Origin of the sequence: Catenibacterium faecis (assembly GCF_014306455.1) — a bacterium.
GTDB lineage: Bacteria > Bacillota_I > Bacilli_A > Erysipelotrichales > Coprobacillaceae > Catenibacterium > Catenibacterium mitsuoka_A.
On the sequence record NZ_JACRWG010000035.1, the window covers coordinates 14,808 to 27,915 of the forward strand.

Consider the following 13,108-nt stretch of genomic DNA (forward strand, 5'->3'; position numbering starts at 1 on the left):
ATAATAGTTCTAGTTATTGAAGGAGGACAAGTTTTTTATGGCTAAATGTAAAATTTTAATGCAGACTGCACAGGTGCAGAAGCTAGTTACTTTTTTTGATGGATATAAGGATGATAAGGTAGAATTGAAGTATGTAAGTAAAGCTGGTATTAAGGCTACTTTCGAATGTGAAACAGAATTATCACCAGAAGATGCTGCTGCACATTGTAAGTCTTTATTCAAGAAGACTCCAGAAGGAAGTTATATGTACTTCTCAATCCAGCCTGATGGATTCTTTGGATAAGAATAATTTTAAGGCACAGGTTAAACCCTGTGCTTTTTTTGATAGAAAGGGGATCTTATGGATATAAATGTGATTATTGGACAGATGGTTGTATTATTTGTGTTGATGGGTTTAGGCTTTTTATTATATCGAGTAAATATTTTAGATTTGAATACAAATAGTAAACTCACATCTCTAGTTTTATCGGTCACGACACCATGCATGGTATTGAATTCTGTATTATGTACAGAAAAATATAGTGACTCAAAAACAATTTTCACTATTTTAGGTATTGCGGTCATTACTTATGTTATTACACCTTTTATTGGATTGTTTATTAATAAATTGTTACATGTCCCAAGTAATCAAATAGGTCTTTATGTCTTTATGACAGTATTTTCTAATATTGGCTTTATTGGTTATCCAATCATGAAGGCAATATTTGGAAATGATTCTGTTTTCCATACATCTTTATTTGGCATGGTATTTAATATTATGTTATTTACTTTAGGTGTCTATTTGATTGGAATTGGGCAGCAGGGAAATAATAAACTCAATTTTAAGAATTTGATTACACCGGGTGTGATTTGTTCTTTCTTAGCACTTATTCTCTATTTATTGCATATAAGAGCACCTAAGATTATCACAGACTTTACAGGTATGGTAGGAGATATGACAACACCTCTCGCGATGATTATTATCGGTGTCACACTTGGGGCAATGAATATTAAAGATGTATTTAATGAGCTACGTGTTTATATTTATACAATAATAAAGCAGTTAATTTTCCCTGTCATTGCTTATCCGGCAATTGCATTTTTAATCAAAGATAGTTATCTAAGAGGATTGACTTTGATTATGTTATCTATGCCAGTAGGAAGTTCTGCAGTATTATTTACGAATAAATATGGCGGAGACAGTGGGTTAGCAGCCAAGACAATATTTATGACAACATTAATATCCGTTTTCACTATTCCACTTGTTGTCTATATGTTTTTAATTTAAAACTTTTACCCCTATTTAGGGGGTTTTTTTTATGAGGGGTATTTGTTATAATGGTGTCGAAAAGGAGCGTTTATGAAAGATTATAGTAAATATTTTAAAGGTCCTTCTTTAAAGGATGCACGTTCTAGAGGTCGTACTGAAGTACAGCATTTAGATGATGCATTTGAGATTCCTGCAGATATGGTGGGAATTGGCAAAGGACAGACATATTATATCCAGACTTATGGATGTCAAGCGAATGAAAGAGATACTGAAACATTATCTGGTATCTTAGAAATGATGGGGTATACTCATACTGATGAAGTAAAACAGGCAGATGTTGTATTATTAAATACATGTGCTATTAGAGAAAATGCGGAAGAAAAAGTATTTGGTAAGATTGGTTACTTGAAGAATATCAAGAAGACTAGACCAAATCTAATCTTTGGTGTATGTGGCTGTATGGCACAGGAAGAAGTAGTTGTGAATAAGATCCTAGAGAAATTCCCTCAGGTTGATCTTATTTTCGGTACACATAATATCCACCGTCTTCCAGTTTTATTAAAACAGGCAATGTTAGAAAAAGAACTTGTTCTTGAAGTCTGGTCTAAGGAAGGGGATGTTATTGAAAATCTTCCAAGTCAGCGTGCCAATAACTACAAGGCATGGGTGAATATCATGTATGGATGCAATAAGTTCTGTACGTATTGTATTGTCCCTTATACAAGAGGTAAGGAACGTTCTCGTGAATTAGATGAAATTATTAAGGAAGTAGAAGAATTAAAGAATAGTGGTTATAAAGAAATCACATTACTTGGACAGAATGTTAATTCTTATGGTAAGGATTTAAATAATGGTACTGACTTTGCAACATTATTAGAAGCTGTCGCAAAGACTGGTATTGATCGTATTCGTTTTACAACAAGCCATCCTTGGGACTTTAATGCGGATATGATTGATATTATCGCTAAGTATGATAATATCATGCCTTCTATTCATTTACCTGTTCAGTCGGGGAATGATGAAGTTTTAAAGCTTATGGGTAGACGTTATTCAAAGGAAAGCTACTTGAAGCTATTTGATATGATTAAAGAAAAGATTCCTGATTGTACTATTACAACAGATATTATTGTTGGTTTCCCTAATGAAACAGAAGAACAATTCCAGGATACTTTATCTTTATATAACTATTGTAAGTATGATTTAGCTTATACATTTATTTATTCACCTAGAGAAGGCACTCCAGCTGCAAAGATGGAAGATAATGTTCCTCTAAGTGATAAGGAACAGCGTTTATATCGCTTAAATGAATTAGTGAATAAGTACGCCAATGAAGCAAATCAGAAATACTTAGGACAGGTTGTTAAAGTACTTGTAGAAGGTCCTTCTAAGAAGAACCCAGATGTTTTATCAGGTTATACAGAACATAACAAACTTATTAACTTTAAAGGTGATGCTTCAATGGTTGGTCAGATTGTAGATGTTCGTGTAACTGAAGCAAAGACATGGGCGTTAACTGGAGAACAGCTTGAATCAAATAACTAAGAATAAAGCAAATTCTTTGAATCAGTTGATTCTAAATGATCCTCTTATTCAGGAATTTAAGAAGTATGAAAAGACTTTAAGAGAACATCCTGAATTATTATCTTTGGAAGATGAAATCAAACAAGAGAGCCAGATTATTCTTAAAAAGAAGGCTCTTGGTGAGTTAACTGATGAAGAGTTAAAAGCCTATCAGGACAAAAAAGAATACTTTGAGAATCATCCTTTGATTGTCAATTATTTGAATCTAAAAAGTGAAGTTAATGATTACCTTATACAAGTTGAAACAATCATCAATGAAGAATTATTAAAAGCTATTGACTAAATGTTTTTAAATGTTTATTATTGAACTAATTTATATAAAAAGGAGATTATTATGGCACATATTTTTAATGAACCCTCACACACTTTTAATGAATATTTATTAATTCCTGGTTATTCTAGTGAAGAATGCCAGCCACAGAATGTTAGTTTAAAGACACCTTTAGTTAAATTCAAGAAAGGTGAAGAACCAGCACTTTCATTAAATATCCCTCTTGTATCTGCAGTTATGCAGGCTGTATCTGATGATGGTATGGCAGTTGCTTTAGCAAGAGAAGGTGGATGTTCATTTATCTACGGTTCACAGACAATTGAATCACAGGCAGCAATGGTAAGACGTGTTAAAAACTATAAGGCAGGTTTCGTAGCAAGTGATTCTAACTTAAGCGCTAATGATACATTAGCAGATGTTCTTGCACTTAAAGAAAAGACAGGTCATTCTACTATGGCTGTTACTGAAGATGGTACAGCAAATGGCCGTTTAGTTGGTTTAGTGACTGGTAGAGATTACCGTGTCAGCCGTATGGATGAAAACGAAAAGGTTGTTGATTTCATGACACCTTTTGATAAGTTAGTATGCGGACATAAAGATATTACTTTAAAAGAAGCAAATGATATTATCTGGGAAAATAAATTAAATGCTTTACCAATTATTGATGATGATAACAGACTTCTTTATTTCGTATTCAGAAAGGATTATGAATCAAGAAAATCAAATCCTAATGAATTATTAGATGAATCTAAACGTTATGTAGTTGGTGCTGGTATCAACACTAGAGACTTCGCAGAAAGAGTTCCTGCATTAATTGAAGCAGGTGTAGATGTATTATGTATTGACTCTTCTGAAGGTTACTCAGCTTGGCAGGCTAACACTATTGCATGGATCAGAGAACATTATGGGGATACTGTAAAAGTTGGTGCTGGTAACGTTGTAGATGGTGAAGGATTCAGATTCTTAGCAGAAGCTGGTGCTGACTTTATCAAGATCGGTATCGGTGGCGGTTCTATCTGTATCACTCGTGAACAGAAAGGTATCGGTAGAGGTCAGGCTACTGCAACTATTGAAGTGGCTGAAGCAAGAGATGCATATTTCAAAGAAACTGGTATTTATATCCCTATCTGTTCAGATGGTGGTATCGTTCATGATTATCATATGACTTTAGCTTTAGCTATGGGTTCTGATTTTATCATGTTAGGACGTTACTTCTCTCGTTTTGATGAATCACCAACTAATAAGGTAAACATCAACGGTCAGTATATGAAAGAATACTGGGGTGAAGGTTCTGCACGTGCTAGAAACTGGCAGAGATATGACTTAGGTGGAGATAAGAAGCTTTCATTTGAAGAAGGTGTAGATTCTTATGTACCATATGCTGGTAGCTTAAAAGATAACGTTGGTTTATCATTAAGCAAGATGAAACATACAATGTGTAACTGTGGTGCACTTACAATTGCTGAATTACAGGAAAAAGCAAAGATTCAGCTTGTGTCTGCTACTTCTATTGTTGAAGGTGGCGCACATGACGTATTGTTAAAGGATTCTTCAAATTCAGGTAACAGATAATAGGAGGATGGAAGGGATATTATTCCTTCCATTTTTTTGACTTTAAGGGGAGTATTTATGCAAATTAATAAAGAAAGACTTGTTCAGACATTTTGTGAAATGGTATCTATTGATAGTGAATCTTATCATGAAAAGAAGATGAAAGACTATTTAATGAATATTTTTAAAGAGTGTCATATGGAATGCATAGAAATGCCTATAGAAGGCTTTGAAGCAGGTAATATTTATGCTGTATTAAAAGGCCATACAAACAAAGAACCTATTATGTTTTCAGGACATATGGATACTGTTTCACCAGGTAAAGGAAAACAGGCCATTATTCATGAAGATGGGCGTATTACAAGTGACGAGACAACAGTATTAGGTGCTGATGATGTAAGTGCTCTTGCTTCTTATATTGAAGCCATTCGTACAATAGAAGATAATGATCTTCCTCATGGAGATATAGAACTTGCTATTAGTGTGGCAGAAGAACCTTATGATGCAGGAAGTACTTATTATGACTTTAGTCGTATCAAGTCACGTATTGGTTATACATTTGATTTAGCAGGACAAGTAGGTCTCGCAGCCTTAGAAGCACCTTCTATTATTTCATTTAAGATTAATGTAAATGGTAAAAGTGCTCATGCAGGTTTTAATCCTGAAGATGGTATTCATGCTTTAAAGATTGCAACAAGTGCTATAAATCGAATTCCTAATGGTCATGTCAATGATAAGACTACAGTGAACTTTGGTACAATTCAGGGTGGAGAAGGAAGAAATATTGTTCCTAGAGAAGTCACTATTACTGGAGAAATAAGAAGTTTTGATCATCAGGATGCATTAAAATGGAGTAAACATATTCATACTGTTTTTGAAGAAGAAGCCATTAAAGAACATGCATCTATAGAGTATGATGATTATATACACATTGAAGCTTATAAGATCAATGAAGATGAAGAAGTTGTTGAACGTTTTAAAAATGCATGCCATAATCTTCAATTAACACCTCGTCTTATTTCTACTCATGGTGGATCTGATAATAATAGATATGTGAAAGAAGGCATTAGAGGAATAGTTGTGGCTTGTGCTATGAATGACTGTCATAGTGTAAGTGAATATACAACAATAGATGAATTAGAAAAGAGTGCTCTCTTAGCATTACATCTTATGATTGACTAAAAATATGCTATAATGAGGGAGTTAGGAGTGAGTATCATTTTGAAAAAAGAAAAGTACTCTCCCATGATGGAGAAATATTTAGAATTAAAAAAAGATCATCAAGATGCTATTGTGATGTATCGTATTGGTGATTTCTATGAAATGTTTTTTGATGATGCAGCTATTGCCTCAAAAGCATTAAATCTTGCGTTAACAGGTAAAAATGCAGGTGTTAAAGAACGCGTACCAATGTGTGGTGTACCATTTCATGCTGCAAGTGGTTATGTAGAAGAATTGGTCAAACAAGGACATAAGGTTGTTATTGTAGAACAGCTATCTGATCCTAAAGCCAAGGGTCTTGTAGAAAGAGGTGTTGTTCAGATTGTTACACCTGGTACTTTAATGGACTTTAAGTTAAATGAGAAGGTGAATAACTTTATTGGGGCTTTAGGTGTATTTGATTTCTCTTATACACTTGCTTATGCTGATTTATCTACAGGGGAATTTTATTGCTTAAACCTAGAAAAGAAGGAACATCTATTACGTAATAAGATTGAATCATTAGGTATTAAAGAAATCGTTGTAGAAGATGATTCTATTCATATTGATGGAGTGATGATGTCTCCTTTTAAGAATGAAACAATTAAAGATAACTACAAGAAAATCTTTGATAATATCAATGATTTAAAACAAATCAAGGTCTGTGCTAATTTATTGAATTATTTAATTGATACTCAAAAGAGAGAATTAGAATATATCCAGACAATTGTAGAAGTTAAACAGGAAGATTATGTTTATATGGAAAGTGTCACAAAGAAGGCACTTGAACTTACTAAAAATGCGAATAATGAGAAATATGGCACACTATTATGGCTATTAGATCATACACATAGTGCAATGGGTGGTCGTTTATTAAAACAATGGATTGATCAGCCTCTTATTTCTAAAGAGAAGATAGAAGAAAGACTTGATCTTGTAGAAGTATTCATGGATAACCCTCTAGATAGAGATACAGTGACTCATATGATCAATGATATTTATGATATTGAAAAACTGGCTTCTAGAGTGGCTTTTGGAAATGTGAATGCGAGAGATTTAAAGTGGATCTGTTCTTCTTTAAAGAAAATTCCTGAATTAAAACAAGAACTACTCAGTCTTGATCATCCTAAATTGAATGAACAAGCTATGCAGCTTGTTGATTTGTCTTGTATTATTAATACAATTGATGAAGCAATTGTAGATGATCCACCTTTAGTTATTAAAGAAGGAAATATTATCAAGGATGGATACAATAAAGAGTTGGATGAATTACGTGATATTCGTAAGAACGGTAAGAAATGGTTAATGACTTTTGAGGAAAATGAAAAAGAACGTACAGGAATCAAAGGTCTTAAGATTGGTTATAACCGTGTCTTTGGCTATTATATTGAAGTCACTAAAAGCTATTTACCTTTAGTAAAGGATGAATTCAACTATACAAGAAAACAGAGTTTATCCAATGCAGAAAGATTTGTCACTCCAGAACTTAAAGATATGGAAAATAAGATTCTTTCAGCACAGGATAGAATCGCTGCATTAGAATATGAAATATTTACTCAGGTAAGACAATATATTAAGGGTTATGTACATGAAATACAGGATGTTGCAAAGATTGTAGCTAGGATAGATGTATTTAGTACATTTGCTGATGTATCAAGCTATAATCGTTATGTACGTCCAACATTTAATGATGATCATATTATTCAAATAGAAGAAGGAAGACATCCTGTAGTAGAAAAAGTCATTCCTGAAGAAAGTTATGTAAAAAATGATATATCTTTAGGACAGGATGCAAGAATTATGTTGATTACAGGACCAAATATGGGTGGTAAATCAACTTATATGCGACAGATGGCTTTAATTATGATCATGGCACAAATTGGATGCTTTGTCCCTGCAAAAAGTGCAACTCTTCCAGTCTTTGATGCAATCTTTACTCGTATTGGTGCGAGTGATGATTTAATTAGTGGTCAGTCTACATTCATGGTAGAAATGCTGGAGGCTAATAATGCCTTGAAATATGCGACTGAAAACTCACTTATTATATTTGATGAAATAGGTAGAGGAACAGCGACATTTGATGGTATGGCTTTAGCTCAGGGCATTTTAGAATATATTGCAAGCCACAACCATTCATTGACTTTCTTTTCAACACATTATCATGAATTAACACGTATGGAAGGCACTTCTATTAAGAATGTTCATGCAGGTGCTGATGTCTCTAGTGATTCTATTCATTTCCTATATCATATTGAAGATGGCCCCTCTGGTCAGTCATATGGTATCAATGTTGCTAAACTCGCAAAATTACCTGATGAAGTTATTGTACGTGCAGATGCCATATTGAAATCGTTAGAAGACAATAATATTGAAGAGAAATTACAAAATATTGAAGTGACACCAGTTATAAAAACAAGTGCTGTAGAAGAAACACTCAAAGGCATTGATCCGATGAGTCTCTCACCACTTGATGCATTAAGTACATTAATTGAATTAAAGAAAATGTTGTAGGAGAAACTATGGGACATATTAGACAATTAAGTGAAAATCTAGCCAATAAGATTGCAGCAGGCGAAGTTGTTGAACGTCCTGCAAGTGTTATTAAAGAGTTGACAGAAAATAGTATAGATGCTAAGGCTAAAAGTATCACTATTCTAGTAGAACAGGGTGGTACAAGCAAGATGTGTGTGATTGATGATGGTATAGGAATGAATCGTGCAGATGCTCTTTTATGCTTTAGTCGTCATGCAACAAGTAAGATTGTAGATGAAAATGATTTATTCAATATCACTACATTAGGCTTTAGAGGAGAAGCTATTCCTTCTATTGCTTCTATTAGTGTCTTTACTCTTGAAACAAACAATGGCGAAGAAAATACAAAAGTAGAATATGAATTTGGAAAAAGAAAAAATGTAGGTAGTGTGGCAATGAATCGCGGTACGAAGATCACGGTAGAACGTATCTTCCAGAATGTACCTGCTAGACTTAAATATATGAAGTCTATTAATGCGGAATTCGCAGCTATTTATTCTTATGTAGAGCGTCTAGCCCTCGCTCATCCAGAAATATCTTTTACACTTATTCATGACCATAAAACAATATTCAAAACAAATGGAAGAAATAATTTATTAGAAGTTATTAGTGAAATTTATGGCATTCCTGTTGCAAAAAATATGATTCATGTTGATTTTGGCAATGAAGAGTTTCATGTGGCTGGTTATATATCTAAAATTGATACATCTCGTTCTTCAAAGAATCATATTGTTACTCTAGTGAATCATCGTTATGTCAAGAATATGAAAACAATTAATACAATCAATGAGGTTTATCGTCGTTATTTAGCTGATAAACGTTATCCAATTGCAGTGTTAGAGATTGATGTGGATCCATATCTTGTAGATGTAAATGTTCATCCAGCAAAACTAGAAGTACGTTTCTCTAAAGAAACAGAATTAAAGGAATTACTACTTAAGGGTTTGGAAGAGGCTTTATCCAAAAAGAATCTCACTTATAAACCATCTACTAGAGAAACAGAAAAAGCATCCTTCAAACCAAGTCTTGCACAGATGACTATTCCTCTTGATGAGGTTTTTGAAGAAGTCAAAGAAGAACCAGTTATTGAAACTGTTCATGAAGAAATGCCTGTTTATGAACCCGAAAAAGTAGAAATCAAAGAATCTCCAAAAGAAGAGCCACTTAAACCAATTAAAGAAAAAATTAAGGTTATTGGCCAAACAAGAGGTACTTATATTTTAGGAGAAAATGAAAGAGGATTTTATATCATTGATCAGCATGCAGCACAGGAACGTATCAATTATGAATATTTCCTCAATAAGTTCTCTCATCCTGATTTATCTATTCAGCCAATGATTGTTCCTCTTACATTTGAATATCCTGAGAGCGAATGTCTTGTTATTGATGAACATAAAGGGTTATTGGAAGAAGTTGGAATCCATCTTGAATCATTTGGCCGACATTCATACATTGTACGTGGTTTACCTTTATGGATGAAAAATATCGATGAGAAGATCTTTATTGATGAAATGATTCAAGAAGTTTTAAACAATCAAAGTGTGGATATTGTTGCTATGCAGGAACATGCTATTGCAACACTTGCATGTAAAGCAAGTGTCAAAGGAAATACATATCTCACAACACAGGATATGCAGACAATTATAGATAATCTTATGCGCTGTGATAATCCTTATGTCTGTCCACATGGTAGACCAACCATCATATTCTATAGTGATTATGAATTAGAAAAGTTATTTAAGAGGGTTGTAGTATGAAAAAAGTAATTGCGGTATGTGGACCTACAGCTGTAGGTAAAACACGTATGGGTGTTTCTTTAGCAGAAGCACTTCATGGTGAAGTCATTAGTGGTGATTCTATGCAGATCTATCGTACGATGGATATTGGAACTGCCAAAGTAACAGAAGAAGAAATGCAGGGTATTATTCATCATATGATTGATATCAAAAATCCTGATGAAACATTTTCTGTCAGTGAATTTCAAAAAGAAGTTCGTCATTATATCGATACAATCGATATGCCTATTGTGGTAGGAGGTACAGGTCTTTATATCAAGGGTGCTCTTTATGATTATACTTTTGAAGAAACAGAATCTAAGCATGATGAAATAAAAGCGAAGTATGCCCATTATACAAATGAAGAACTACATCAGTATTTGGCATCTTTTGACCCTCAATCAGCATTAGATCTACATCCTAATAATCGTCAAAGAGTATTACGTGCCATTGAAATTTATGAAGAATCAGGAAAAAGAAAAAGTGATATTCTAGAAGCGCAGGAACATAAGCCTGTATATGACATTTATTTCGTAGGACTCACACTTCCACGTCCTATTCTTTATGAGCGTATTAATAAACGTGTTGATTTAATGATTGAACAGGGATTAGAAGAAGAAGTCAAGAAAATCTATGATTCAGGTTTATCACGTAATGCGCAGTCTATGAAGGCTATTGGTTATAAGGAATGGTTTGATTACTTTGAAGGTTCAAAAACAAAAGAACAGGTCATAGAAGAAATCAAGAAACATTCACGTAACTACGCGAAAAGACAATATACATGGTTTAATAACCAATTTGATGTACATTGGTACGATGTCAATCTAGAAGATTTTGATTCTACAATTCACCAAGTATTAAAAGATATCGAAGAATGGTATGAAAAAAGATAAGTCTCTTTAACGAGGCTTATCTTTTTTGAGTTTTCTGATATTTGTGGTTCTTCCGTGTTTAAGAATTCTTTGATAGTTTTCAGTTAATGATTTTTCATAACGGCTTGTCAGCCAAGGTACATAGAACTGAGCATCTTTAATTTCATCAGGAAGATATTGAAGATATTCCCATAAATCAGGTCTATTATAATCGTAACGATCTTCCTCATCTATACCAACAGGAGTTAAACGTATATATTGTGGTGCTTTATGTGGTTCGTTGTGGTAAGACGCAAGTGCTGCATCTATCGCATTTTCACTCGATTTTGATTTAGGTGATAAAGCCAATTCTATAATGCAGCTTGCTAGAGGAATTCTTGCTTCAGGAAAACCAATTGTCTTAGCTGCCTGGAAGGCTAAAACAGTACGCATACACGCATTAGGATTGGCTAGTCCTATATCTTCATAAGCAGTTGTAATCAGTCTTCGTTCTAGTGACTCTATATCTCCTGCATCTATAAGTTTTGCAAAATAATAAAGAGCACCATTTGGGTCAGATCCTCTAATAGATTTCTGCAAACCACTTAAAGTATCATAGTATTGATCTTCATCTTTATCAAATTGCATATTGGCGCGTGGAACAGCTTCCTGGATGATTTCTAATGTGATATGTGTATCTGACGCATAAATAGTTGCAAGTTCCAAACAATTATAAGCATAACGCACATCACCACTGCTCATTCTTGCAATATAATCATATACTTCTTGATCTATTTCATATTGATGATTAAGTCCTCTCTCACTGACTGCAGCTCTTTGACAAGCTTCCACAATCTCTTCATGATTCAAGGGCTTTACTTCACACAAATGACATCTCGAGCGAATTGCAGGATTGATAGAATGATATGGATTGGCAGTTGTGCAGCCTGCGATAATCAACAATCCACTCTCGATATAAGGCAGTAAATGATCTTGCTTATCTTTATTTAAACGATGCACCTCATCTACAATCACAAACAAACCTTCTGAAAGTTTCGCTTCAGTGATAATCTGGTCCATCTCTTTCTTATTACCAGTAGAGGCATTGAATATACGATATGGTATATTTAAATCATGAGCGAGGGCCTTAGCCATAGTTGTTTTTCCGCATCCAGGTGGTCCATATAAAATAATGGACATTGGATGATCCTTCTTTACAAATTGTCTTAATAATTTATTATCTCCTACAAGGTGCTTTTGCCCAATTACATCATCAAGTCCAATAGGGCGCATGGAATCTGCAAGTGTCTTATGAATCATAGTTTATTTCCTTTCGTTTTAGAATCATGTATAATTATAACATGATTTTATAAGGAGAGAGTAATATGAGAATTGTTTTACAAAGAGTAAAAGAAGCAAGTGTGACAATTGATGGAGAAGTACATGGTGCCATTAATAAGGGTTATATGATTCTTGTAGGTTTTAATAATGATGATACTCATGAAATTATAGATCGTCTTGTGGAAAAGGTTATCCACTTAAGAGTCTTTGAAGATGAAAACCAAAAAATGAATCGTTCACTCATAGATGTAGAAGGATCTATTCTTTCTATTTCTCAATTCACTTTATATGCAGACTGTCGTAAAGGAAGAAGACCAAGCTTTATTGATGCAGCTAAGCCTGATATCTCTTCACCGCTTTATGATTACTTTAATGAAAGTTTAAGAAACCAAGGCATTCATGTAGAAACAGGAATTTTTGGAGCTGATATGAAATGTGCATTAATTAATGATGGTCCAGTTACTATTGTATTAGACAGCGATGACATCATGCCTCGAAAATAATGCGATTATAGGCAAATAGAAGGGCGTATAAGCCCTTTTTTACATTTTTTCACAAAAAATGAATAAAAATCAAAAAAAGTCTTTACAAAGGAAATGAATGATGGTAGTATAAGTGAGCACTCCGGTGAGGAGCGCAGACAGAACATTGAAAACTGAACAGATACACGTCAGATTTATTTGAAAACATTTAATTGATGAGCTGAACATCAGCTCTTCACATATTCAGTGGAGAGTTTGATCCTGGCTCAGGATGA

The 13,108-nt window shown here is 33.8% G+C and carries 11 protein-coding genes; 10 read left to right on the plus strand and 1 reads right to left on the minus strand.

Features of this window, described 5'->3' with window-relative positions:
* Positions 1–37: 37 nt before the first annotated feature.
* From H8909_RS08560 to miaA, 9 genes are all read left to right on the plus strand, one after another.
* Positions 38–283, plus strand: a complete 246-nt coding sequence (locus H8909_RS08560; protein WP_022424184.1) for a hypothetical protein — start codon at positions 38–40, stop codon at positions 281–283.
* Between the two features lie 57 nt (positions 284–340).
* The gene (locus H8909_RS08565) at positions 341–1,267 is read left to right on the plus strand and encodes an AEC family transporter (protein ID WP_187012519.1); all 927 of its coding nucleotides are present in this window, start codon (positions 341–343) and stop codon (positions 1,265–1,267) included.
* A 72-nt stretch (positions 1,268–1,339) separates the two neighbouring features.
* Positions 1,340–2,791 carry a tRNA (N6-isopentenyl adenosine(37)-C2)-methylthiotransferase MiaB gene (gene miaB / locus H8909_RS08570; RefSeq protein WP_187012520.1) on the plus strand — a complete coding sequence of 484 codons (1,452 nt, stop codon included), beginning with the start codon at positions 1,340–1,342 and terminating at the stop codon, positions 2,789–2,791.
* Positions 2,775–3,113, plus strand: coding sequence for a YlbF/YmcA family competence regulator (locus H8909_RS08575; protein ID WP_187012521.1), 339 nt, complete (start codon positions 2,775–2,777; stop codon positions 3,111–3,113). The genes miaB and H8909_RS08575 overlap by 17 nt, the downstream gene beginning before the upstream one ends.
* Before the next feature lie 51 nt (positions 3,114–3,164).
* The gene (locus tag H8909_RS08580; protein ID WP_117459262.1) at positions 3,165–4,673 is read left to right on the plus strand and encodes an IMP dehydrogenase; all 1,509 of its coding nucleotides are present in this window, start codon (positions 3,165–3,167) and stop codon (positions 4,671–4,673) included.
* Between the two features lie 57 nt (positions 4,674–4,730).
* On the plus strand, positions 4,731–5,834 hold the full coding sequence (locus H8909_RS08585) for a M20/M25/M40 family metallo-hydrolase (RefSeq protein ID WP_187012522.1): 1,104 nt from the start codon (positions 4,731–4,733) through the stop codon (positions 5,832–5,834).
* Positions 5,835–5,897: 63 nt separating this feature from the next.
* Positions 5,898–8,363, plus strand: a complete 2,466-nt coding sequence (gene mutS / locus H8909_RS08590; protein ID WP_187012523.1) for a DNA mismatch repair protein MutS — start codon at positions 5,898–5,900, stop codon at positions 8,361–8,363.
* A gap of 8 nt (positions 8,364–8,371) precedes the next feature.
* A complete protein-coding gene (gene mutL / locus H8909_RS08595; RefSeq protein WP_187012524.1) occupies positions 8,372–10,141 on the plus strand; it encodes a DNA mismatch repair endonuclease MutL in 1,770 nt (589 codons plus the stop codon).
* The gene (gene miaA, locus H8909_RS08600; protein WP_187012525.1) at positions 10,138–11,052 is read left to right on the plus strand and encodes a tRNA (adenosine(37)-N6)-dimethylallyltransferase MiaA; all 915 of its coding nucleotides are present in this window, start codon (positions 10,138–10,140) and stop codon (positions 11,050–11,052) included. The genes mutL and miaA overlap by 4 nt, the downstream gene beginning before the upstream one ends.
* Positions 11,053–11,058: 6 nt before the next feature.
* Here miaA and H8909_RS08605 read toward each other — a convergent pair whose 3' ends face one another.
* On the minus strand, positions 11,059–12,327 hold the full coding sequence (locus tag H8909_RS08605; protein ID WP_187012528.1) for a replication-associated recombination protein A: 1,269 nt from the start codon (positions 12,325–12,327) through the stop codon (positions 11,059–11,061).
* Positions 12,328–12,395: 68 nt separating this feature from the next.
* Here H8909_RS08605 and dtd point away from each other — a divergent pair, with 68 nt between their 5' ends.
* Positions 12,396–12,854, plus strand: coding sequence for a D-aminoacyl-tRNA deacylase (gene dtd, locus H8909_RS08610; protein ID WP_187012526.1), 459 nt, complete (start codon positions 12,396–12,398; stop codon positions 12,852–12,854).
* Positions 12,855–13,108 lie beyond the last annotated feature (254 nt).